Annotated in this window: 21 protein-coding genes and 3 pseudogenes; 13 read left to right on the top strand and 11 right to left on the bottom strand. The window is 52.1% G+C overall.

From position 1 onward, the window contains the following. Positions 1 to 14: 14 nt before the first annotated feature. Together nifA and nifL are read right to left on the bottom strand one after the other, a co-directional pair. The gene (gene nifA, locus ACMXD4_RS17335) at positions 15 to 1,541 is read right to left on the bottom strand and encodes a nif-specific transcriptional activator NifA (protein WP_171694541.1); all 1,527 of its coding nucleotides are present in this window, start codon (positions 1,539 to 1,541) and stop codon (positions 15 to 17) included. Next, positions 1,534 to 3,171, bottom strand: a complete 1,638-nt coding sequence (gene nifL / locus ACMXD4_RS17330) for a nitrogen fixation negative regulator NifL (protein WP_033155812.1) — start codon at positions 3,169 to 3,171, stop codon at positions 1,534 to 1,536. The genes nifA and nifL overlap by 8 nt, the downstream gene beginning before the upstream one ends. 275 nt (positions 3,172 to 3,446) lie before the next feature. Here nifL and rsxA point away from each other — a divergent pair, with 275 nt between their 5' ends. The 5 genes from rsxA to rsxG are packed head-to-tail and all read left to right on the top strand — an operon-like array spanning position 3,447 to position 7,895. Then, positions 3,447 to 4,028 (top strand): electron transport complex subunit RsxA, encoded by a 582-nt coding sequence (gene rsxA, locus ACMXD4_RS17325; RefSeq protein WP_026147191.1) that lies wholly within the window; start codon positions 3,447 to 3,449, stop codon positions 4,026 to 4,028. A 10-nt stretch (positions 4,029 to 4,038) separates the two neighbouring features. Beyond that, positions 4,039 to 4,572 carry an electron transport complex subunit RsxB gene (gene rsxB / locus ACMXD4_RS17320; protein WP_171694542.1) on the top strand — a complete coding sequence of 178 codons (534 nt, stop codon included), beginning with the start codon at positions 4,039 to 4,041 and terminating at the stop codon, positions 4,570 to 4,572. A gap of 13 nt (positions 4,573 to 4,585) precedes the next feature. Then, a complete protein-coding gene (rsxC, locus tag ACMXD4_RS17315; protein ID WP_171694543.1) occupies positions 4,586 to 6,088 on the top strand; it encodes an electron transport complex subunit RsxC in 1,503 nt (500 codons plus the stop codon). After that, positions 6,085 to 7,146 (top strand): RnfABCDGE type electron transport complex subunit D, encoded by a 1,062-nt coding sequence (locus tag ACMXD4_RS17310; RefSeq protein WP_171694544.1) that lies wholly within the window; start codon positions 6,085 to 6,087, stop codon positions 7,144 to 7,146. The genes rsxC and ACMXD4_RS17310 overlap by 4 nt, the downstream gene beginning before the upstream one ends. Before the next feature lie 8 nt (positions 7,147 to 7,154). Further along, positions 7,155 to 7,895, top strand: coding sequence for an electron transport complex subunit RsxG (gene rsxG / locus ACMXD4_RS17305; RefSeq protein WP_171694545.1), 741 nt, complete (start codon positions 7,155 to 7,157; stop codon positions 7,893 to 7,895). On the opposite strand, the gene ACMXD4_RS17300 is transcribed toward rsxG, so the two are convergent. Continuing rightward, entirely contained in the window at positions 7,885 to 8,184 is a 300-nt protein-coding gene (locus tag ACMXD4_RS17300; RefSeq protein ID WP_253734379.1) for a hypothetical protein, read from the bottom strand. The two genes, rsxG and ACMXD4_RS17300, sit on opposite strands and share 11 nt — an antisense overlap. Positions 8,185 to 8,217: 33 nt before the next feature. On the opposite strand from ACMXD4_RS17300, the gene ACMXD4_RS17295 reads away from it, so the two are divergent. Genes ACMXD4_RS17295 through bfr form a run of 4 tightly spaced genes read left to right on the top strand, consistent with a single transcriptional unit; the run spans position 8,218 to position 9,886 of the window. Further along, a complete protein-coding gene (locus ACMXD4_RS17295; RefSeq protein ID WP_033155646.1) occupies positions 8,218 to 8,928 on the top strand; it encodes an electron transport complex subunit E in 711 nt (236 codons plus the stop codon). A gap of 3 nt (positions 8,929 to 8,931) precedes the next feature. Continuing rightward, the gene (locus tag ACMXD4_RS17290; protein WP_171694546.1) at positions 8,932 to 9,195 is read left to right on the top strand and encodes an RnfH family protein; all 264 of its coding nucleotides are present in this window, start codon (positions 8,932 to 8,934) and stop codon (positions 9,193 to 9,195) included. 3 nt (positions 9,196 to 9,198) lie between these two features. Then, positions 9,199 to 9,420, top strand: coding sequence for a bacterioferritin-associated ferredoxin (locus ACMXD4_RS17285; protein WP_033155644.1), 222 nt, complete (start codon positions 9,199 to 9,201; stop codon positions 9,418 to 9,420). A 1-nt stretch (position 9,421) separates the two neighbouring features. Next, the gene (gene bfr / locus ACMXD4_RS17280) at positions 9,422 to 9,886 is read left to right on the top strand and encodes a bacterioferritin (RefSeq protein WP_033155643.1); all 465 of its coding nucleotides are present in this window, start codon (positions 9,422 to 9,424) and stop codon (positions 9,884 to 9,886) included. Positions 9,887 to 9,953: 67 nt separating this feature from the next. On the opposite strand, the pseudogene ACMXD4_RS17275 reads toward bfr, so the two are convergent. Continuing rightward, a pseudogene (locus ACMXD4_RS17275) lies at positions 9,954 to 10,571 on the bottom strand (IS256 family transposase); the annotation flags it as partial. Here ACMXD4_RS17275 and ACMXD4_RS17270 point away from each other — a divergent pair. Then, positions 10,563 to 10,907 (top strand): annotated as a pseudogene (locus ACMXD4_RS17270) (transposase); the annotation flags it as partial. The pseudogenes ACMXD4_RS17275 and ACMXD4_RS17270 overlap by 9 nt on opposite strands. A gap of 41 nt (positions 10,908 to 10,948) precedes the next feature. Here ACMXD4_RS17270 and ACMXD4_RS17265 read toward each other — a convergent pair. Continuing rightward, positions 10,949 to 11,368, bottom strand: a pseudogene (locus ACMXD4_RS17265) (transposase); the annotation flags it as partial. 339 nt (positions 11,369 to 11,707) lie between these two features. Continuing rightward, the gene (locus ACMXD4_RS17260; RefSeq protein WP_367650904.1) at positions 11,708 to 12,139 is read right to left on the bottom strand and encodes an energy transducer TonB; all 432 of its coding nucleotides are present in this window, start codon (positions 12,137 to 12,139) and stop codon (positions 11,708 to 11,710) included. A gap of 16 nt (positions 12,140 to 12,155) precedes the next feature. Between ACMXD4_RS17260 and ACMXD4_RS17255 the strand changes: the two genes are divergently transcribed. Then, positions 12,156 to 12,470 (top strand): hypothetical protein, encoded by a 315-nt coding sequence (locus ACMXD4_RS17255; RefSeq protein ID WP_171694549.1) that lies wholly within the window; start codon positions 12,156 to 12,158, stop codon positions 12,468 to 12,470. 226 nt (positions 12,471 to 12,696) lie between these two features. On the opposite strand, the gene ACMXD4_RS17250 is transcribed toward ACMXD4_RS17255, so the two are convergent. After that, the gene (locus ACMXD4_RS17250; RefSeq protein WP_415878898.1) at positions 12,697 to 13,761 is read right to left on the bottom strand and encodes a FecR family protein; all 1,065 of its coding nucleotides are present in this window, start codon (positions 13,759 to 13,761) and stop codon (positions 12,697 to 12,699) included. Continuing rightward, positions 13,739 to 14,257 (bottom strand): RNA polymerase sigma factor, encoded by a 519-nt coding sequence (locus tag ACMXD4_RS17245; RefSeq protein WP_415878897.1) that lies wholly within the window; start codon positions 14,255 to 14,257, stop codon positions 13,739 to 13,741. Before ACMXD4_RS17245 ends, ACMXD4_RS17250 begins: the two co-directional genes overlap by 23 nt. Positions 14,258 to 14,832: 575 nt before the next feature. Between ACMXD4_RS17245 and ACMXD4_RS17240 the strand changes: the two genes are divergently transcribed. Beyond that, positions 14,833 to 17,238, top strand: coding sequence for a TonB-dependent siderophore receptor (locus ACMXD4_RS17240; RefSeq protein ID WP_415878896.1), 2,406 nt, complete (start codon positions 14,833 to 14,835; stop codon positions 17,236 to 17,238). A 335-nt stretch (positions 17,239 to 17,573) separates the two neighbouring features. Here the strand turns inward: ACMXD4_RS17240 and ACMXD4_RS17235 are convergent, their stop codons facing one another. The 3 genes from ACMXD4_RS17235 to ACMXD4_RS17225 form a co-directional block, all read right to left on the bottom strand. Further along, entirely contained in the window at positions 17,574 to 18,374 is an 801-nt protein-coding gene (locus tag ACMXD4_RS17235) for a hypothetical protein (protein WP_415878895.1), read from the bottom strand. A gap of 47 nt (positions 18,375 to 18,421) precedes the next feature. Next, on the bottom strand, positions 18,422 to 20,947 hold the full coding sequence (locus ACMXD4_RS17230; protein WP_415878894.1) for an ExeM/NucH family extracellular endonuclease: 2,526 nt from the start codon (positions 20,945 to 20,947) through the stop codon (positions 18,422 to 18,424). 252 nt (positions 20,948 to 21,199) lie between these two features. After that, positions 21,200 to 21,994, bottom strand: a complete 795-nt coding sequence (locus ACMXD4_RS17225; RefSeq protein WP_033157894.1) for a UDP-2,3-diacylglucosamine diphosphatase — start codon at positions 21,992 to 21,994, stop codon at positions 21,200 to 21,202. 290 nt (positions 21,995 to 22,284) lie between these two features. On the opposite strand from ACMXD4_RS17225, the gene phoU reads away from it, so the two are divergent. Continuing rightward, positions 22,285 to 23,013 (top strand): phosphate signaling complex protein PhoU, encoded by a 729-nt coding sequence (gene phoU / locus ACMXD4_RS17220; RefSeq protein WP_171694553.1) that lies wholly within the window; start codon positions 22,285 to 22,287, stop codon positions 23,011 to 23,013. Positions 23,014 to 23,097 lie beyond the last annotated feature (84 nt).

The raw sequence follows: 23,097 nt of genomic DNA, 5'->3' as shown, positions 1-23,097 counted from the left end.
GAGCGGCAGGTTTTCTAAATCTGCTTAACATTGATGTTCAAGGTCTGAATCCGATAAGCAATCTGCCTAGGTGTCATATCCAGCAAGCGCGCGGCTTTGGCTTGTACCCAACCGCTTTGCTCCAACGCGGCAATCACCCGCTCCCGTTCGTCCATGTTTTCGTCGTGCAGATCGATGTGTTTTATCGATTGCGGGGTGCGGCTGATGCCTATTTCGTTTTCCAGGCCGGTGCTGGCAATCACGTCGCGGTCGATAATGCCTTCCTGGCTCATGATGGCGGCGCGTTCCAAACGGTTTTCCAATTCGCGAACGTTGCCCGGCCAGTCGTGTTTCATCAAAATCCGGATCGCGCTTTCCTTGATTTCAAGAGGCCGGCCGCCTTGTTGGCGGGAGATACGGTTTAACAGAAAGCTGGCCAATTCCGGAATGTCTTCGATACGCTCGCGCAGCGGCGGCATATTGATGGGCATCACATTCAAGCGGTAATACAAATCTTCGCGGAAATTGCCTTCGGCGACTTCCTGCTCTAGATTGCGGTTGGTGGCGGCAATGATGCGCACATTCACTTTTAAAGTGCGGACGCCGCCGACCCGCTCGAATTCGCCTTCCTGCAGCACGCGCAATAATTTGGCCTGAAAAGACGCGGAAATTTCGCCGATTTCGTCGAGAAACAGCGTGCCGTTGTCTGCCAGTTCGAAGCGGCCCTTGCGTTGGCCGATTGCGCCGCTGAATGCACCTTTCTCATGGCCGAATAATTCCGATTCGAGCAAGGTGTCGGGCAAGGCTGCACAGTTCAATTTTAGAAACGGGCCGTTGGCGCAGGCTGAGTTAAAGTGTATCGAGCTGGCCACCACTTCCTTGCCGGTGCCGGATTCACCGCGAATCAACACCGTGGTATGCCATTTGGCCACCTGGCGGATGATGTCGAACACTTTCAGCATCGGCTCGGAATGGCCGATGATGTTTTCGAAGCGGTAGTTTTTGACCAGTGTTTGTTTTAAATAGTCGCGTTCGCTAGCTAGTTCGTTTTGCTTGCGTTCCATGACACGCAGCATGTTCACGCTTTGGGCGATCAGGTTGGCGACCATTTCCATGAAGCGGGCGCGCTCGCCCAAAAACGTCGAAGTACAAGGCTGCGCGGCTAAAATGCCGACCACTTCGCCTTGTTCGATGGCCAGCGGGGAGCCGATAAACGGTAAATCCGGGTTATACACGCCCAAGCGGCTTAAAAAACGCGGCTCGTCGGCGATGCGTTCCACGACAATCGTACTGCCTTCGTCGAGGATGGCGCCAACTAAGCCTTCGCCCGGCTGGTAACGCACCGAGCGGTCTATGCCTTCGCCGTAGATCTCGCAAATGCTCATGCTGTCGTCATCGACATCGCGTAGGGTAATCATGCCGAAATGCAGGCCGTTACGCTTGTGCAAAATCTCCAGGATGCCTTTCAGCTTGGTGCGCAAGTCATGCGTGCTATTCAGCAATTGACTGACCAGAAATAGCGTATCCAGTTCGGATTCAACCAGCAATAAACGATCACTCATGGATGTTCACCATCGCTAGGTTTTTTTGACAGGGAAAGCTAATTTTAAAACTACAGCCGTTTTTGTATTGCGGGTCGATTTCTATCATGCCGTTATGCTGATTGACGATTTCCTTGCTCATGACCAGTCCCATGCCGGCCTGGACGCCGGCGGTGCTTTGATTGGTGGTAAAAAACGGTTCGAATACTTTGCTCCGTTGGTTGGCAGGTATGCCGGGGCCGGAATCGGCTATCGACACGCAAACCCAATCATGCTCTATAGCCGTGCTAATTTTGATGATGCGTTCCTGGCTGCCCGCACGATTCATGGCGTTGACCGCATTGTCGATCAATTGCTTGAACAACATGCGTAACTTGTTTTCGGAGCCGAGGATATTGGGTAACACCGGGTTGGGCAGCCAATCCACTACGATGCCGTTTGCCAAAAACTTGGTGCTATACAGCAGCATCACTTCGTGCAACAACTGATTCAAATTCACCGGCACCACCGCGGACTCCGGTATTTCCGGCACACAGCGCTGCAAGGTGGCAAGCGTTTCTTCCCCCATTTTTTGCACTTGGCCCAATAGATCGCGGATTGGACTATTGTTGGCGTCGTTGCGTTGCGTCATGATTTGAATCGCCGCGTGAATTTGGTTCAAGGGCTGGCGAATCTGGTGCATTGCGCCGAGCAAGGTTTCGCGGATGCTGCGGATGTGTTCTTCTTCCGCCAACATGGTGCGCAAAGTCTGTATCTGTAGCTTTTCCTGCTGCCGGCGCAAGGGGCTGATGTCGTTAATGGTCAACAGTAGATAGTCTTTGGATTGTCTGGCGAAGAAGCTGTCGGCGCAGACATCGTTTTCGATAAACCAATTGCCGGAGCAGGAAAACCAGCGCGTGCCTTTCAGCCCCGCGCTTTCAATCCGTACCTCGCGATTGGCAAAACCTTGTTGCCGATCAATGTTGTCGCCCCACAAGTCGCCCATGTCTTGCTCCAGCGCTTCCAGAAAGAACAGGGCGGGTTCCTTCTTATCGAGTTCGCTGATCAGCATCTTGTACATCTGATTGTCGAGCACGACCCGTTTGTCCGAATCGAGCACCACCATCGCCACCGGCGAAGCGTTCAGTACCGATTCGATCAATTGTTTTTGGTTATTAACTTGTTGTTCCGCGTAGTGTGCCTGGGTGACATCGCGGTGCATGCCAATGTAATGACTGATGGCGCCGCGGTCGTCCAGCATCGGCGCGATGGTCAGATCAGCCAGGTAGCGTTGCCCCATTTTTTGCCGATTGACCAATTGGCCGTGCCAAACCTGCTTACGGGAAATGGTGTGCCACAAATCATAATAAATCTGTCTGGGTGTGGACTTGTCGGACAGCGCTGATTCGTTTTGGCCCAAAATTTCAGCGGCGTTATAGCCGGTTACATCGGTGAAGGCCTGGTTGATGTAAAGGATATTGGCTTTTTTATCGGTGATCGAAATGGCCACCGGCGCTTGCTCCACGGCCTTAACAAACAAAGAGAAAGGCAGTGTTTTAGAGGTTTTGCCGCTTCTTGGCGATTGCCCGCTAGGGCCGATGGCTGGCGATAGTATATCGGCCGTTTCAATCTCAATCTGGCCTTGCAGGTAGTCAGGGGTGGATTTGGTCATGGCAAATGGTTCTCGCGTGTTTTTTCTGGGCTTAAGTTGGAAAAATACATGCAATTAGAGAGCCAAATGCGTTTTCGCTTAGCAGCTATTGGAAAATCCCGGCGATTTGTATGGTTTACGACAAATTTAACTGTACTTGTTCCGGCTCTGTGTTTTTTAGGACAGAGATGCTGGCGGCAAATCTTGCGGCTTTGCACTGAAATGGGGAGTTACGGCGTTTTTAAGGCGTTGGCATAAATGATGCTGTCTTGTTGCAAAACACCGGGTCGAAAACGATGAGCGAATACTTACTTCTGATATTGGGTACAGCCTTGGTCAACAATGTCGTGTTGGTCAAGTTCTTGGGGTTATGCCCATTCATGGGCGTTTCCAACAAGCTGGACACCGCATTGGGCATGGGTTTGGCGACCACGTTTGTCTTGACACTGGCGTCCGCGGCCAGCTGGGTGCTGGAGCATCGTTTATTGATACCGTTCGATATCGGTTTTCTGCGCGTGCTGGGTTTTATCTTGGTGATCGCCGCGGTAGTGCAGTTTACCGAGATGGTGATACACAAAACCAGTCCGGTGATGTACCAAGTTTTGGGGATTTTTTTACCGCTGATTACTACTAATTGCGCGGTTTTGGGTGTGGCGCTGCTTAACATCCAAGAGAAATACAATTTCGTGCAAAGCCTGCTGTTCGGCTTTGGTTCGGCAATGGGTTTTACCCTGGTGATGGTGCTCTTCGCCGGTCTGCGTGAACGCTTAGCGCTCATGGCAGTGCCGGCGCTTTTTTCCGGCACCCCCATCGCATTTATCACCGCCGGCATCCTGTCGCTGGCATTCATGGGATTCGCGGGGCTTTACAGCAAATAAGAGGCACATCATGTACGTTTTATCTGCCATCGTTATTTTGACATCGCTGGGATTGTTGCTGGGCGTGGCTTTGGGGATTGCCGCCAAATATCTGAAGGTGGAGTCCGATCCGTTAATCGAGAAAGTTGAAGCCTTAATGCCCGGTTCGCAATGCGGCCAATGCGGCTTCCCCGGTTGCCGGCCGGCTGCCGAGGCCGTGGTATCCGGCGCCGCGCCGGTGACATTATGCCCGCCTGGCGGTACGTCGCTGGTGGAACAACTGGCCAAATTACTGGGTGTTGATGTCGATTTGAGCCAAACCCAAGACCAAGAAGCGATGGTGGCCAGAGTCAGTGAAGAAACCTGCACCGGTTGCACCCGCTGCTTCAAGGTTTGTCCTACAGACGCCATCGTCGGCGCACCCAAACAAATCCACGCGGTGGTGGCGGATGCCTGCATCGGCTGCAAGAAATGCGTGGAAGTATGCCCCACCGAATGTCTGCAAATGTATCCTGTTGAAGTGACCTTGCGCAACTGGCGCTGGCCCAAACCGCTGGCCGCCTGAGACGGAGACGCCTATGTTCGCCTTGTTCGAAAATCCCCGTTTGCGCGGCGGTATCCATGCCGAAGAGCACAAATCCGAAACCTCTCCGCTTAGCATTGTTACCGATTTTCCAATGCCTAAGAAATTGTACATTCCGGTGCAACAGCATGTCGGCAAGCCTGCCGAGCCGGTGGTGAAGGTCGGCGAGAAAGTACTGAAGGGCCAATTGCTGGCCTATAGCCAAGGCACCATTTCGGCGCCTGTGCATGCACCAACATCGGGCATTATCGCCGACGTCAAAGATTTTCCGGCACCGCATCCGTCAGCCTTGCCGATTCGCACCGTGGTAATTGAAAGCGACGGTAAAGAGCAATGGGCCCAGTTAATCGTTCCGGAAGACCCATTTCAACTAGAGCCGGAAGAAATTTGTCAACGAGTCGGCGCCGCTGGCGTGGTGGGTTTAGGCGGTGCGGTATTCCCGTCGGCGGTCAAACTCAGTTTGGGGCGTAAAAACAAGATTCATACCTTGCTGATTAATGCCGGCGAATGCGAGCCTTATCTGACTTGCGATGACCGTTTGATGCAAGAGCGCGCGGAGCAAATCGTTGCCGGCATCCGGTTAATGTTGCGCGGCATGGATGCCCCGAAGGCTATGGTGGGTATCGAAGATAATAAACCCGAAGCTTTCGCGGCCATGCAAACGGCCGCCCGGGATTTTCCCAATATCGTGGTGGCGCAAGTGCCGACCCGCTATCCGATGGGTTGGGATAGGCAAATGTTGCGTTATTTAACCGGCCAGGAAATTCCCGCCGACGGGCGAGCCACGGACATTGGGGTGGTGGTGCACAACGTCGCCACGGCGTTTGCCGTCTATCAAGCCATTTGCTTGGGACAACCCTTGATTAGCCGGGTGGTTACTGTCTCCGGCGCGGCCGTTGCCAAACCCAGAAATGTGGAAGTGCCCATCGGCACCTTGATGTCGGAAGTATTGGCGTTTTGCGGATTGGAAAAGTCGAAAATGGCCCGCTTAGTGATGGGTGGACCGATGATGGGCGACGCTTTGCCAATTGCCGAAGTGCCGGTGGTGAAAGCCTGCAACGGCATCCTGGCCTTGTCGCATGCCGACATCGATGAGCCGGCTATACAGCCTTGCATTCGTTGTTCCAGTTGCGTGACCGCTTGTCCGGTGGGTTTGTTACCCTTGGAAATGGCCAGCCGGATCAAAGCTAATCAGTTGGACTCAGCGGTTGATTTGGGCCTAAAAGATTGCATTAGCTGCGGCAGTTGTTCTTATGTCTGCCCGTCGAATATACCCTTGGTGCATTACTTTAAATTCGCTTCCGGCGAGTTAGTTAAACGCCAACAAGCCGAGCACAAGGCTGAACAAACCAAGCGTTTAGTCGAAGATAGAAATAATCGGATGGAACGGGCCAGATTGGAAGCCGAAGCGGAAGCTTTGCGTGCTCAGGAAGCCAGAGCCGCCCGTTTGGCTGCCGCACAACAGGCGCAAGCAGCGCCAGCAGAGGAAACCGTATGAGTAATAAACCAATTAGCGGGCCTCACGTGGCGGCCACCCGCCGCGTCGATCAAATCATGCGTTTGGTGATTCTCGCCTTGGCACCGGCCACTGCTTGCGGCGTGTTTTTGTTCGGCTGGCCGGCTTTGTATTTGCTGGCGGTGACCGTGCTGTCTGCCATGGCTTTCGAAGGCTTGTGCCTGAAGATGAAAGGTGTGGCGGCAATGCCTTATTTGCGCGACGGTTCGGCGATCGTCACCGGCTTATTAGTGGCGATGACTTTGCCGCCTTGGGCGCCATGGTGGATAGGCGTAGTCGGTTCGGCGCTGGCGATTGTATTGGGCAAGCATGTTTACGGCGGTTTGGGGCAAAACCTGTTCAATCCGGCCATGCTGGCCAGGGTGGCTTTGTTGATTTCCTTTCCCATCGAGATGACTACCTGGGCCAACGTATCGCCGCTGTTCACCGGGCCCGGCGTGATCGATAGCTTAGCGATCACCTTTAGCGGTTTGGAAAACCCGGATGCGGTGACCGGCGCCACGACGTTGGGTTGGGTCAAGACTGAGTTTTCGCAAAACCGGCTGTTGCCCGGCAGTTTGATCGAATATTCGGGATTTTTAGCGTTTCTTGGTTGGGAGCGCGGGAGTTTGGGGGAAACCTCGTCTTTATTATTACTGGCCGGCGGCATTTGGCTGATGCGCCAAGGGGTCATCAAATGGCACATCCCTGTCTCGTTGCTGTTCAGTATCCTTCTGTTGTCGACGATTTTTCATACTTGGGATAGTCAACATTACCTTGGACCCTGGGTGCATTTGAATTCCGGCGCGGTGATGTTGGTAGCGTTCTTTATCGCCACCGATTATGTCACGTCGCCTAACACGCCGTTGGGGCAGGTGGTTTTCGGCGCCGGCTGCGGTTTATTGATTTTCGTGATCCGCTCTTGGGGCGGCTATCCGGAAGGCACCGGTTTTGCGATTTTATTGATGAACGCCGTCACGCCGCTGATCGATCATTACATCCGGCCCAGAATTTATGGCCGCTATCGTAACGGCAAGCCGCTCGATATTTCCAATTCCTGAGACAGGCCATGAATTCCGAACCCGCAAAATCAAATCCCAAGGCTAGCCAATATATGGAGTACGCCTTGCGTACTGTCGGTGATTTAAAGCAAAAACTGGCCGTGTGGCTGGAGCCAGGAAATTTGGAACAACTGCGGCCGCTATTACAGTATCAGGCTGGCGTGCTGGGTGGTTTTGCGCTGTTGGCTGCGATTTTATTGGGTGTGGCCGATCTGGCGACACGCGGCGTGATAGAGCTGCGCTTGCAGGAAGATCTACAGGTCAACCTGGAGCAAGTGGTTCCGGCAGAGCTTTACGATAATAACTTGCTGAAAGACAGTGTGCTGCTGCCATCTGCCGATGCCAATTTGGGTGCAGAACAAACTGAAGTCTACTTGGCTAAAAAGGCGGGTTTGGTTAACGCAGTCTGTTTTAAATTCGTTGCCCCTGACGGTTATGCCGGGCCGATCAGCTTGGTGATGGGGATCGATAGCAAAGGCGAAATCCTTGGTGTACGAGTTATCGCACATGTCGAGACGCCGGGCTTGGGCGATAAAATCGAAGTGACCAAGTCCAAATGGGTGCTGTCTTTCAACGGCAAATCCTTAAATAACCTGACTGTCGAGCAATGGGCGGTTAAAAAAGACGGCGGGGTGTTCGATCAGTTTAGTGGGGCGACGATTACACCGCGCAAAGTGGTTCAAGCAATCAAGCGGGGATTGGAGTTTTATAAGGTGCATCAGGCGGAATTGTTGCAGCCTAGCCGATAGTGTTTTTGGTGTCGCTGTCGCGACGCTTAGTTTGCATGTTGGTTCGCGGACCGACAGCCGCGATACTTTTCTTTGCTCCGCCAAAGAAAAGTATCCAAAAGAAAGGCGGCCCGAACGCCGCTTTGTTCCTGCGCTCCGAAGCGTTTGGCGAGGGTTTTCGAAAGGGGCTTCCCAGCCCCTCCGAAAACGAGCGGCATCCATGCCGCTCCCCTATCGGGCTGGTCTCGCCAAACGCTTCGGTGCTCGGCGCGGCATACGGGAAGAAAATCGTCGCGATCTTCTCAGGCATTAACACTTGCTCACGATTTTTGGAGAAACCATCATGAATCTTTCGATTCTGTTTTCAGAACAATACAGAAAAATCGCTCGCGACGGCCTATGGGACAACAACGTCGTGCTGACCCAAAATCTGGCGCTGTGTCCGTTGCTGGCAGTGACCGGGACGGCAACCAACGGCTTGGGTATGGGCTTGGCGACCATGGTGGTAATGGTGGCATCCAATGCCGCGGTATCGGTGAGTCGGCATCTGATTCCGTCTGAAATTCGCATCCCGATTTTCGTGTTGCTGATTGCCGCGTTGGTGACCTTGGTGGATATTTTTCTAAACGCCTGGATGCATGAGTTACATAAGGTACTGGGCCTGTTTATCCCGTTGATTGTCACCAACTGCGTTATTCTCGGTCGAGCTGAAGCGTTTGCTTCCAAGCAACCGGTGATGCCCTCGATGTGGGATGGTTTGATGATGGGGGTGGGCTTTACCGCGGCGATGGTGGTGCTGGGAGCGATGCGGGAGATTAGTTCTGCCGGCACTTTATTCGCCAACGCCTCTGTGCTGTTGGGGGAAAGTTTCCGGTTTCTGGAAACCACTTTGATTCCGGAATACAAAGGTTTTTTGCTGATGGCTTTGCCGCCGGGTGGCTTCATCATGCTGGGTTTCATGGTGGCATTGAAACGCTTGTTGGACCGGAAAGCGGCGGCCAAAATTACAGAACCGACCATTATTGATCCGGTTGTCTTGGAAGAAGGGGCGTAAACTATGAATGTGGGTGTATGTTATGCGCAGGCGGACAGGCAACTCTGGTTGCGGCTGGAAGTGCCGGAGGGCAGTACCATCGCCGAAGTGATTGAATTGTCCGGCGTGTTGACGCAATATCCCGAGATCGATCTGGAGAGCCAAAAGGTCGGGATTTTCGGTAAACTGGCCAAATTGGATGCATCGGTTAAGGAAGGGGACCGCGTGGAGATTTATCGTAAAATCACCGCCGATCCCGCGCAAGTTCAGCGCAGGCGGGTGGCGTAGCCCATGTACGTGTGTCTTTGCAAAGCCGTCACCGACAGTCAGCTCGATGCTGCCATAGACAGCGGCTTATGTTCGCGGAAACAGTTGGTGCAATGTTTTGGTGTTGGTGGCGATTGCGGTAAATGTAACAAGGACATTGCGCAAATTTTGGATAGAAAAAATGCATGTCGGCTATTGCAGGCTGCGAATGACGCCCAACTAATCATAAAAACCCAGGAGATTTGACATGCAAGGCGATAAAAAAGTAATCGAATTTTTAAATAAGGCACTGGAAAACGAATTAACTGCCATCAATCAATATTTTTTGCATGCCCGGATGTTCAAAAATTGGGGCTTTCAAAAGCTGAATGAAAAGGAATATCACGAATCGATCGACGAAATGAAACACGCCGATAAGTTGATCGAAAGGATTTTGTTTCTGGAAGGATTGCCCAATTTGCAAAGCCTGGGTAGATTGATGATAGGCGAGAACCCCAAGGAAATGCTGGAATGCGACCTTAAATTGGAACATCTGGCCTTGCCTTTGTTGAAAGAGGCGATAGCTTATTGTGAAAGCATCAACGACTACGTCAGCAGGGAATTGTTCGAACACATTCTGGAAAGCGAAGAAGAGCATGTCGATTGGTTGGAAACCCAGATGGACCTGATCGAAAAAGTCGGCATTCAAAACTATCTGCAATCGCAGATGTAAATAGGCGCTCCAGTCAAAAAAACTTTACGGGGCGAGGGTGTCCTGAATTTTGTGTAAACGGGTTTTGTTAGTGGTTTAGCATTCTGTCTTCAAACTGAATGCTAAACCGATTTAAAGCCGCTTTCCAGTCATGTAATGGCATCGTCCATTTTTTACTGATATTCATCAGCGCCAAATAGAACAATTTCGACAAGGCCTCGTCACTGGGAAATGAGCCGCGATTCTTGGTGATTTTCCGCAAACTCATGTTCACCGACTCAATAGCATTGATGGTGTAAATGATGCGGCGTATCTCCGGCGGATAGTCAAAGAAGAGAATGATCCGATCCCGATTGCGCCGCCAAATCTGGGCAATCGGTGGATAGGCATCGTTCCATTGCGCCTCGAATTCTCCCAGTGCCTGCTCAGCTTCATCGACGGTAGCTGACTGGTATATCCGCTTGAGATCGTCAGCGATCTGTTTACGCATTTTCCAGCCGACATAGTTCAGGCTATTGCGGACCAAGTGGACAATGCACAGTTGGACTGCGGCGTGTGGATAGACGGTTTCAATGGCTTCAGGAAAGCCTTTCAAGCCATCGACACAGGCGATGAAAATATCTTGGACGCCGCGATTCTTTAGGTCGGTGACGACTTGCAACCAGAACTTGGCGCCTTCGGTTTGGGCGATCCATAAGCCAAGTACCCTAAGGCGGTGGGCGTGTTGGAAAAAGACCGGGAATCCCTATTGGCCTTTTACGACTTTCCGGCCAAGCATTGGATACATATTCGTACGACCAACCTGATCGAATCCAGCTTTGCGACCATGCGCCATCGGACGACCCGCACCAAGAACTGTGTGTCCCGCAATACCTTGTTGGGGTTAGTGTTCCAATTGACGTTAACCGCCGAGAAGAGTTGGCGCAAAATACGCCGATTTAAACGATTGCCGGATGTGATTGAGGGCATCCGTTTTCAGGACGGCATGGCTGTCATTATGGAACCGGAGAAAACAGAAGAAACTCAGCAGATGGCCGCCTGATTCAAATCAGCCATACACCAGATTTGACTATTTCTCCTCGACGACACTTCAGTGCCATACAGTTCTTCCAGATGACTCTGGATTTCCCTGACCGTCAGACCTCGGGCATAGAGTGAGATGGTTTTGTCGTCGAAACCCGTCCAGCGGGATTGGTGTTTGCCAATGATTTGTGGCTCGAACTGGCCGTGACGGTCGCGGGGAATCTCAATCGGCAATGCGCCAAAGTCGCCTTTCAGCGTTTTTCGGCTTTTGCCGTTGCGGGTGTTGCCGGCAGGATTGCCGACAGCTTCATGCTTGCCATGACCGAGATGTTCGGTCATTTCAGCTTCTAAAGCCCACTCCACCAGGGCCTTGGTCAGTTGTTTCAGAAGACCGTTTCACCCCAGCAGGTCTTCGGGTTTTTGATAGCCTGACAGCAAGCTGTCGATCAGTTCGGTTGGGATGGATTTTGGTAAGATCATCGGTACTCCTAAAAGTAACGGCAGTTTCCTGCCTAATGACCGTTTAAACAAAAATTTTTACACCCTCGTTTTTTGATTTTTCGTTAGATTTTGGGAGTGGTTTTTTCCCCCCAATTAAAACGCAGGGTGAACGCGATAAATATTTTTTTGAATGACACGTGTGCTCTCGAAATGAATGGTAAACGTGTGGGTAAAACAAAATTTCCTGATTTGAGATAAAACGCTGCTAAGCGGTCCACTCCTTCGGGTTTGAATCCGCTGTTTTTAACATTAATCAATTTGACGGGAAAACCCGCGACCGCCTGCTGTTTCCAGCGTACTGCAATACTGGCGGAAAATCTAAAAAGCCGGCGCTTGGTCTTGCAACGTAAAAATGATCGGCACCAATACCGCGCTGGCGACATTGATTTCCGCTCGTTTGGCCGGTACGAAGCGCCATTGTTTGACGGCTTCGACCGCGGATTCGTCTAGCGCTTCGTGACCACAGCTTTGTTCGACGGCAACGCCCACTACCAGGCCATCCTCGCTGACTTCCACGCGCAAAACCACTTTGCCCTGCCAGCCTCGGCTGCGGGCGATACCGGGGTACTCCGGCTTGGGATTGTGTTGGTAAGCGGCATTCAGATATGCCTCGGTAAACGTCGGACTTGGATTATCGGCGCTTACTTTCTCGGCAATCGCCGGCTGAGTGGCATCGTCGACCGGCCGAGGCTGTTGATCAAAAACTTGTTCCTGCATCGAAAAATCGGACGGCGGCGCCTGCGGCGTCACTTTTTTCAACCGGGGTTTGAGTTGCGGCTTTTTAGGTTTTGGTTGGGCAACGCTGGGCGGCGGCGGTTGGGTTCGCTCAAGGCTTGGCTCACTGGCCGGAACTGTGATTGTCGACACTTCCATTTTAAGCGGACTGGCTTTTGCCTCCGGCAGGTCGGGGCACAAGAAGCAGCTGACCCCGGCCAAGTGCAGCAACATAACGGTAACTAACATCAAAAATAGCACGGAGATGTTGCGCGAACGTTCTTTGTTGCGGGTTGGTTTTAGCAACACCGCGCGGCCGGCTTCGACGCCGACGGATGCATCAAGAAAAGATGCTGCCGGATTTTGAGCAATAACAAGTCCGATTCGATTCGCTCTAATAAATGGCACGGGTTTTTAGGATTGGCGGTTAAACATGCGGCGGCGTCCCTGAGCTGGCGTGATTCTTCCAAACAACTAAATTCGCCAAGTTAAGACGATTTTCAATTAATTATGACAAAAGCCTTGCCGCCAGGAATGCGGCCAATTGCCGCAGCGGCGGTTCCTTATACGGCCCGGCCGATTCTGTTTTCGCGTCAAGAATGCAAAATTACCAGCCACGGCCCCAATGCGGTCTGACGTAGCGCCAAAGATTTTTGCAAGGCATCCAGCATTGCCAGACCGTCGGTTGGAAATACCCCGCTAACTCGCAATTGCTTGACATCCTCACCATTCAGAATGATTTTGGCTTTGGAATAGCGGTTTAACTCTGCTACCACGTCGGCCAGTGCCTGATCGTGAAAAATCAACTTGCCGCGTTTCCAGGCATTTAACTGGTTGAGATTGGCTGGTGCCGGTTTATCCAACCCACCGCCAGTGGAATACGTCAATCGCTGGCCTTCCTCCACCCGTATCGCAGCGGCATCGGTTTGGTCAATCAAGCGCACGGCTACCGCATGCTCGGTAACATTGACTTCGACCTTATCGGCGCCAGGGCGCGCCACGTCAAACACTGTCCCCAAGGCCCTAACCGCCGTATCGCCGGCTTCCACTTCAAAGGGTCTGTTGGCATCACTGGCGACCTTGAACTCGGCTTGGCCTCTGAGCAATACCACGCGCCGTTTGTCCGCCGACCAGTCTATGTCCAACGCGGTATCGGTATTCAGCAACACGCTGCTGCCGTCGGCCAATTGAATCTGTTTTTGCTCGCCAACGGCGGTTGCGTAATCGCTGAGCAACCAATCGTGCAGCCTATCCCGGCCTAGCAATAACCCCAACACCAGCGAAGCGGCTAGCGCCAAACCGGCTCGCCGCGGCAAACGCGGAACGGCATGAATTTGCTTTGGCTGGAAATTGGCGGGCGGTGTGGTTTTAACGGCTTGCGCGACCGAACCCCACAGCGCTTCGGCCTCGGCGTAGGCTTGCCGGTTGGCGTCGTCTTGACCATACCAGGCTTCGAATTGGCGGCGCGCGGCGTCTGTAACCGAACCGGAACGCATCAGCACCAGCCAGTCTATCGCCTGGTCGGCCACGCTTTCGTTGGAATTATCGGGATCGGTGTTCATCAAGGCCGCTGAAACGAGGAAGGAGTGGGCAAACGATAAAACAATGCCGCCGGAAAATAAACCGCAGGCCAATTCAGCGTTGCTCGCGACGGTCACGGCAATGCTTCAAGGTTTTAGCAATGCGTTTAGCGATGGCCCGTTCGGACACGCCCAAACATTCGCCAATTTGCGCGTAAGTCAGGCCTTCGATGGCGCTCAAGTAAAACGCCACCCGGCACTCTTCCGGCAATTCATTGAGGGCCGTATTGACCGTATCCAGATCCTGCCAGGCCATTAACTGTTTTTCGGCGTCCGGATCATTGCCGGCAACCGCCTCCAGTAGTTCGGCCGGTATCTCCTGGCTTGGCGCATAACGGGCGCGTACCGATTCCTTGCGGATATGATCGACCACCAAATTGCCGGCGATAAAAAAGGCCAACGCCCGCCTATCCTGAGTCGGCGTCCGCTGTTCGGAGAACAATAGCCGCACAAAGGTTTCTTGGGCCAAATCCTTGGCGGTATCGGGACAATGCAGGCGGCGCAGAAAAAAACCGATTAAGTCGTCCCGATTTTCGCGAAAGAAATGATCCAGTGTGTCCGAAACAGCAGTCATCAGTCGTTTTTGAAAGCGATACAAGTGGGTTATCTATCAAGACGTTTGACAAAGCAAAATCGGCGCCAATGGCCTTTATTCCGTATCAATTTAGGCACGCGGCCGGGCAGCAACGGCCGTGATAGGCGCTATTAATGCGGCTTTGGCGTCTTCAAAAATTCAACATTTGACCGCCGCCGGGATACGTCAAATGCCTATTTTGGCCTGAGTTTGCATCAACAGAGCTGTGTGAAATGCCGTATAAGCCGTGATATGACACACTGCAAGCAGGCCAATATTGCTCGACCCAATGGACTGAAGACGCTCCTCGTTGTTTTTTAAAGCATCAGAGGCATAAAGTGGATCGGCGAGCATTTATTCGGAAAATCTCCCCGGCCCTATTTATCACCGGTATTCCGTTCGTACCCTCAGGGGCATAAAGGCTGAGCTCGTCGAAACTCAGGCTGGCGTGCCCTTCGGCAATACCGGCCATATGTTGAAAAATTTTTAAGGTAGTGTTCATGATTTTTTCCCTGAAACGTTGTGAAGAGTAACGCCGGTTATCGGCGCAGTCATTCACGCAATCAGGAGATTTTATGAGGACACCCGCATTCGCGCCCTTAAGTGCGCCATTCGCCTTGACAGCCCTGGCGCTGAGCATTGCCAGCTATACGGCCTACGCCGAGCCCATGCAACAGGAAGCACGGACTTATGCCATCGCTGCCGGTGGTTTGACCGAAGCGCTGACGGCTTTCGCCGACCAGGCCAATCTAAAACTGGTATTCAACGCCGAGTTGACCCGCGGTCTGAGCGCGCCGGCCTTGCATGAAACAGTCACCGTTGAACAAGGGCTGAACAAATTGCTGAAGGACAGCGGGCTGGGTTATCGCTTGGTGGGCCAAGATACGGCGATTATTGAAGCTAAACCAATCGTCAATAAAAGCGGGCCGCAGTCGGCGGCTACGATGCCGGCGGTGACGGTGGTGGGTAAGGCGGTTTATGATTCGACTGATCCTTATAATCAAGATTACAACTTGACCCACACTAAAACTGCAACCAAAACGGATACCCCTATTATGGAGACGCCGTTTTCGGTGCAAGTGGTTTCCAAACAGGTCATCGAAGATCAGCAAGTAATACGTTTGAAAGACGCACTGAAAAATATCAGTGGTGTAGTGCAAGGTGGAGATGCGACGGGTTCCGACCATTTTAATATCCGTGGTTTCGATACGACGATGGTATATCGGGACGGATCGCCCTTTCCGATCGCAGCAGGCATACCAACCAATCGCCGTGAAACCGCCAATATCGAGAGCATAGACGTGTTAAAAGGGCCGGCCTCGCTATTGTATGGACGTACCGAACCGGGCGGAATCGTCAACGTTACGACGAAGCAGCCATTGTCCCATGCCTATTATTCGTTGCAGCAGCAATTCGGTTCTTACGACTTATACCGCACCACCGTAGACGCCACCGGGCCGATAATATCGGATAACTCACTACTTTATCGATTCAATTTGGCGTACCAAGACAACAATAGTTTTCGAGACTATGTCGGTAATGAACGTGTGTTTGTAGCGCCTGTTCTGACTTGGAATATCGATGCCAGAACCAAAGCAACATTTGAATTGGAATATCTTCATGACGAAAGCATCAATGATCCAGGTGTTCCGGGATTCGGTAATCGTCCAGCACCTGCGCCCCGAAATTCGTTTTTGAGCGAGCCCAATGCCAAGATCACTACGGATAAGGTACTGGTCGGATTAAACTGGTCTCACCAGTTCAATGACAATTGGGAAATCTCACAGAGGTTCAATGCTGAGTTCACCCAATACGACCAAATAGGCAGCTTTTTTTTCGGTCAGGCGTCTGCGTCTGGAAATGTCGACAGAGGCTTTTTTAAAACCGAATCTCCGTGGGAAAAATACTACACCAATGTCAATTTGACCGGTAAATTCAATACCGGCGTGGTAAAACACAAATTATTGATGGGCGGGGATTACTTTCGAGAGGATCTTAATGTTAAGGAAGGTTGCTGCCCAAGTCCCAGCACACCTATTAACGTTTTCAATCCGGTTCCCACCGGTTTACCGAATTTCGACGTAGCACCGGTTGTAAAAACCAGTTCGGATTGGTTTGGCCTATACCTACAGGATCAAATGGAGTTACCGCACAATTTCTTTGCGCTTGGCGGCATGCGTTACGACAATGCCCGTGGTAGTGACGAATTAAACGGCGGAGCCGTCACTATAGACGAGGATAGGGTGAGTCCGAGAGGCGGTTTATTGTGGCGGCCGATTCCGGAGTTGTCGGTCTATGGCAGTTACACAGAGAATTTCGGTGCGAATAACGGCGTAAATCGAAACGGGCAATTGCTTAAACCTGAAACGGCTCAACAATGGGAAACCGGCATAAAAACCGAATTGTGGGATGGCCGTTTTTCCGCTTCCTTGGCTTATTTCGAATTGACCAAACAAAATATTCGGGTGACCGACCCGACCAACTTCACCTTGTCGAAATCAATAGGCGAAGCGATGAGCCAAGGGATTGAAATGGACGCAAAAGGCGAAGTTATGCCCGGATGGAATATTCTCGGCTCTTATGCGCATATTCCGGTGGCCAATATCACCAAGGATTTTGACTCCAGCGGCGGAAACGGTAACCAAGGGAATAGGCTATATAACTCGGCACGTAATTCAGGCAGCCTTTGGAATGTTTACGAATTCCAGGACGGCGATATGCGGGGCTTAAAGTTTGGTGCCGGAGCGGTAGTCGTTGGCAAGCGGCAAGCGGATAACGAAAGTCGGGTGCAAATGCCGGGTTACGTCACATTGAATCTAATGACGAGTTATCAACAAAAAATAGGAGATTCGAAATTAACCGTTCAATTCAATGTCGACAATTTATTGGATAAATCCTATTTCGCCTCGGCTAATGGGTTTAACCAACATTTCTTTGGTACGCCGAGAACCTTTTTGGGTTCGGTTCGGTTGGAGTATTAAGCTCGTAGCTCGTCCGATTAGCGTAGCGTAATCGGACGCATGCAATCCTGAAACTTGTGCCCAAATACGTGCGATTACGCTTCGCTAATCGCACCTACGCGGTTTTCTTTGGACGTGGCTCTTTCCGACTCGCTGCGTGGAACCTCAAAAACAAAAGAACGTTCCGATCCTGTCGGCAACGACCTACAAAACCGTCCGCACCAGTAGCCAATATGCCGGCTGGGCACGGTTTTTGTCATTACCTGGCAGAAGCCTATACCGATAATCGGTTTGCAGAGAACCGTTGCTCACCCTGCGTTTTGTTTTCTCTTGATTTTGGTAGTGGTTTTCTCCCGTTATGCCGCGCGCTTCCGAATTCCCCCAAAACCCACCACCAAGCCACTCATAAACAGCAACAAAGAGGGCGGTACCGGCACAGCCGTGATGTTGAGGCCGACGCTGGCACTGATCGCCAGCGGCCCTTGATTTAAAAAGATCAAACCTTGGTTGAGATCATGCAAATCGCTGGTAATCGCGATATTCAAGTTACCCGCCGCGACGGCCTGAAAATGCAAAACCGCCAGAGAAATGAAAGAGCCCACGTCATTTGCAGTTAAGCCGGGAAAAGCCAAGCCGGCAGCGGCTAAATTCACGCCATCCTGTGTTGAAATGTCGGTGAACAACGGGTTAATGCTGCTACCCAAAAACTGCGCAGCGCCAGTGCCGCCTAATAGCGTGTTGAAACCAAAGCCCAACACCAGTTCGTCCGCGCTGGCGTCAGTAAAAGGCGCGAGCGCCAGCACTTCAATATCAAAATGATCGCCAATATGGGTAAAGCCTGAGGTCTGCGGCAGCGCCAAAAATGTGGGTTCGGTGGGCAAGACAATGGTTAACGATGAAATTGATCCCGAATTTGTTGGCGTTGGTCCCGCTTGGCTTGCAATACTACCTCGAGGCAAAATTTGAATGTCACCCCCTGTAATAAGTGGTGGTTGTTTAGCTTGCAGATTTCCTGGGGTTTGACTCGTTTGGAGGTCTATATTGCCGCCAGAGTAAATTTGAATATCGTTAGTTGTGCTAAGCGTGCTCGCTTGGTTGACACCAGACCAAAATGCCAACGCAAGTATCAGGCAATGACGCCATGTCATATTTTTCATAAAACCTTCTTTAACAAATAAAAATTAATCGGCAATGTTCGCGGCCGTTACGGCTTGCTGATCGCCGTGTAGTAATTGAAATAGCCATACCAAGTCCGGTAGTCAGCCATGCTGACGCAACCAGTCGCGTCATAATCCGCTTCCCGGTTAAAACCCACTTTGCCGCTGCATTTACCGATTTGAGCCTTGATCAAATTGGCATCGCTACCATCGACATCGCCGTCGTTATCCAAATCACCCGGTACGAACAACTTGATCAACAGCGGGTCATGATCCGATGAACGATAGGCATCGGGCGCGTAGAAGCTGCTGATTTGATTGGCTGTTTTGAACTCGGTGTTGTAATCCAGGGAGCGTGGTTCGTCGGCGTTGATGTGCCATTCAGCGGCACTTTTTACTTGCGGCGCCAGTGCGGCATTCGCTAGGCCATGATCCAGATAACCGGCGGCGCCATCGAATACATAACTGTAAGCAGCTTGATTGCCGACGAAAGTTTCAAGCAGGTTCTGGTAACCGGCATTTTTCAAGGCAGTGATCGGGTCTTCCTGAGCGTAGCTGTTCAGGTCGCCGATGATCAGGGCATTACTGGCTCCGTTGTGGGTAGGATCGCCAGCCAACCAGGTGGTCAAGGCTTGCGCAGCATTGGTGCGGGTTTGGTTGCAATTGCCTTGGCCGTCGCCGGTGTCGGGATCATTGACATCGTCGCAAGCCGAACCTTTGGATTTCAGGTGGTTGACTGCCACGGTCAGCAACTTGTTGGAAGCCTTATCCAAGAAAGTTTGGGCCAGGGCAGGGCGGTTTTTGGTGTCGATAAACAAGGGGTTTACCGAAGAATCCAATATTGCCACCGCGCCGACCGGTGTAGTTTTAGCCGGTTTGTAGATGATGCCCACGGCGATCTCGTCGGTGCCGACTTTGCTCAAGCCCGGATTGATGTAGGCATAAGTGCCGGCGCCGGCCAGTTGATTCAAACCACTCACCAGATCGGCGATGGCACTGCTGCTGCCGTAGCCGTCGTTTTCGATTTCCATCAAGCCCACTACATCCGCGTTTAAGGCGTGGATGGCCGGAATGATTTTGTCGCGCTGGCGGTTGAATTCGACCAGGGTATTAGCGCCGCGAGCGGTTGGGAAGCCGCCGCCGACACCGTTACCGTTGAAGTAATTCAACACATTGAAGCTGGCGACTTTTAACGAGCCCAATGTCGATAAGATCGGCGCCGCGCCGCGCGTGTTGTCGGCGATGAAAGTCAATGGCTGAGTCGGTTGCAGGCGGTAGACGCCAAAGTCGTAAGCCAATATACCGGTTGCACCCACCACGGAGTCGCCGCTACGTAAAGGCGTGGCCGCGCTCAAGCCGGTCGGCTGTGGGTAAATCACCGGATCGGGATTTTGGACGTTGGAGCCATCGTCCACGGTGAGCTGATTCAAGCTATTTTGCGCGGCAACATCGATAGCGGCTTGGCCGGGCATGGCGACCTGGGTAGGCGTCATCAAGCGGCCGCCGGACGAGAGTAAAAATTCACCGAAGCGGCCTAGATTGAAGTTTTCGCTGACCGTCAGGGTTTGCGGCAGACGGATCAACATGCCTTCCCAGCGTTCAGCGTTATTGTCGGCGTTGTCGAAGGGTAAATTTACTTCAACCGCTGTCGGTAAGGCGTTACCGGTGGCGCAAATGTCCACTGAGCTGACGCTTTCCAGGCGGGTCATATTGAAGGTTTCGGTGACGGTGCCGACGATGTGGATTTTATCGCCGACATTGACCGGCAAGCTGGAGGCGACGAACAAGCCTTCGGACGTAGCCGGATTGGCGTCGGCACCATCGATTTGCTGCACGAAAAAGCCGTTCAAATTACCGCTGCCTTGGAAGTCGGCGCTGACCACGGCTTCAACATGTTGCACGCTGCCGCTCAACGGACTGACGCCGCTGCTGCCTTGGATGGCGCTGATTAGGGTTGCCGCTTGGCCGCATTGGGATACCGGGGGAGGCGGGGTGACGCCGCCGAAGTTTTGGCTGTTGTTGACCGCGCCAAATGAATTTGTGGCTGGGGCGTTCCAGGTAAAGTTTTCGTAGCTGTTGCCGGTGCCTTTCAGTTGTAAGGATTGGCCGACGGGAGTTGAGTTAGTTTCCGCTACGCCAATATCCAAGCTGGTCATGCCGTTGGCCGGGCCGCCTACCGCTGTAAAAGGTGAGGGCTCGTAACTTAAAAACTGCACCACCGTGCTGCCGTTGACCAAGGCAATGCCGTCTGGCCCACCGTTTTGTACGCCGTCTGCCGGATAGCTAAAACTCAGCGTGCCGAAGCCGGTGCCGGTTTGATCGGCAATCACGCCGCTTAAGGCTTTGCTGTTATAGCTGGCGCCACCGTTGCCGTTGTAAAGCACCAACGACCAGCCGCTGAGGTTGGTGCCGGCCGGGCCGGCGATTTCGATGGCCTCGCCGCTATCGGTGCCGACGTTGTCGTAATGAATTTCGTTGATAAACACCGGCGTGGCTGCCTGGGCGTTGCCGAAGCAGCTGAGGGCGCTCACTGCCGCCAGCAGCGGGTAGCTGCGGATATGCTTTGCGATCATGGTCGGATGGTCTCTGTGCTTGAAAATCAGTAAACAGGCCTTGAGCCTGAGCTGACTCGCAGAAAAACGCGCTCATCGGCCTAAGGGGATAGGCGACGAGCGCGTCATTGGGTAACTTCCCAAAATTCTGCAAGCCCGCTCACATTTTCCGGGATTACGCTTGGAGGAGGGTTAAGAAACCGTGACGGTTTGGCGAAGTTTTTGTGACATGTAATACAAAGCTAAGTAGGCCGATTCCGGCAAGGTTTGGAGTTAGCCAGGATGCGGCAATTCTCCATCGTGCTGCTGCGTCAATTGTGGCGCTTCCTGGGCCAGCCAGCGGATTAATTCCAGTCTGCCGTCTTGATGTTCGACAATGGCCGTGCAGCTTTCCACGAAATCGCCGGTATTGACGTATAAGAAGCCTTCTATTTCCTTGATTTCGGCGTGATGTATATGTCCGCAAATCACGCCGTCCAGGCCTTCGTTTTTTAGAGTGCGGACAATGCTTTCTTCGTAATCGGAGATAAATTGCACCACATTCTTGACTTTGAATTTCACAAACGCCGCCAAGGAGAAATGCGATTGCCTGCCGAATAGGCGTCTGAACAAGCGCAGGAAGCGGTTGATTTCGATCAGCCAGTCGTAACCCAGGCTGCCGATTTTTGCCAGCCATTGGTGATGTTTGGCGATGGTGTCGTATTCGTCGCCGTGGACGATCAGGAAGCGTTTGCCGTTTACCGTGGTGTGAATATCCGAGTTTTTGACGACGATGTCGCCGAACACGTAATCGTCGTAATCGCGGACGTTTTCGTCGTGGTTGCCGGGGACGTATATAATTTGCGTGCCGTGTCTGGCTTTACGCAGGATTTTTTGAATGATGGTGTTGTGATCACGCGGCCAGTACATTTTTTTGGACAAGGCCCAAAAGTCAATGATGTCGCCGACCAGATAGAGTTTTTCGCTGTCGTTATGTTTTAAAAAATCCAGCAGGGCATCGGCCTGGCATTGGGTCGAGCCAATGTGCAGGTCGGAAATCCAGATGGTGCGATAGAAAGAGGTATTCATAAGCAAACGCCAAATATTGGTATCGGACGAGGGCTATTTTTGTCTGCATTTATGACAGCAGCATGACAGAGCAGGCTTGTCGCTTCTTTGCCGAGTAATGCGGGCAACGGATTATTTTTGGCGTTTTGTGCAGACTTTAGATCGTCGGCTCTATAAATATATTGTTTAAAAACAATGGCTAACGCTCCGGGTTTTGCGTGTCTATCGGGTTGTGTCACATTCCTGTAATCTGCTTGTTCTAAGGTTTGCTTATTACCGAGACCCTGGCCAAACAAGCAAGAGAACTGCCGATGACGAAGCAAACAGACACTCCCAATAATGTGCATACCTTGCATGCGTATGACACCGATTTAGGGCATATGCACAGTTTGATGCTGGATATGACAGACCTTTTGGTTTACCAACTGGAACAGGCGATGCAGGCGCTGGACTACGGCGATGCCGAATTGGCGCAAAAAGTCGTATCGAGGCATAAAAAGGTCAAGCACTTTGAAAGCAAGATTGACGGCGAGGTATTGAACATCATTGCCCGGCATAGTCCGGTGGCAAACGATCTGCGCTATGTGTTATCGACGTCGAAAATCGCCGTAGAGCTAGAAAAAATCGGTGTCGAGATTGTCGAGTTCGCCAAACTGATTACGGTGTTGTTCGACCCGAACACCAGTGACCCTAATCAAAAGCTGTTGGCTGACATCGTGAAAATTGGCGGTTTAATCAAGCTGATTTTGGACAAGTTGATGGTGGTTTTCGAAAGTCGGGATACCAAGCAGGCATACGCCTTGTTGGAATGCGACAGGGATTGCGAGTCGGAATTGCAGGAGGGTATCAAGCACCAATTGACTTTGGTATTGCACGACGCCCGAATGATTCGCAGAGCCTTGGATGTGATGCAAATGATGAAAGCCATGGAGCGTTGCGGCGAGCATTGCCGGAACATTGCCGAGCACGCCATTTTTATGTTGGACGGTATCGATGTGCGGCATGGTGGGCTGGCAACTCAGGCTAGTCTTGCTGGTTAAGCATTTGCGCGCGGCTGCCTCTTCGGTGTTTGCCGTCATTTAAAAACAAAGAAGCCGGCATTGCCGGCTTTTTAATGTGGGTAA

The organism is Methylomonas sp. TEB (assembly GCF_047777895.1).
In the GTDB taxonomy this organism is placed as follows: domain Bacteria; phylum Pseudomonadota; class Gammaproteobacteria; order Methylococcales; family Methylomonadaceae; genus Methylomonas.
Note: the sequence above shows the minus strand (reverse complement) of the source record. Positions and strands in the feature narration are given on the sequence as shown.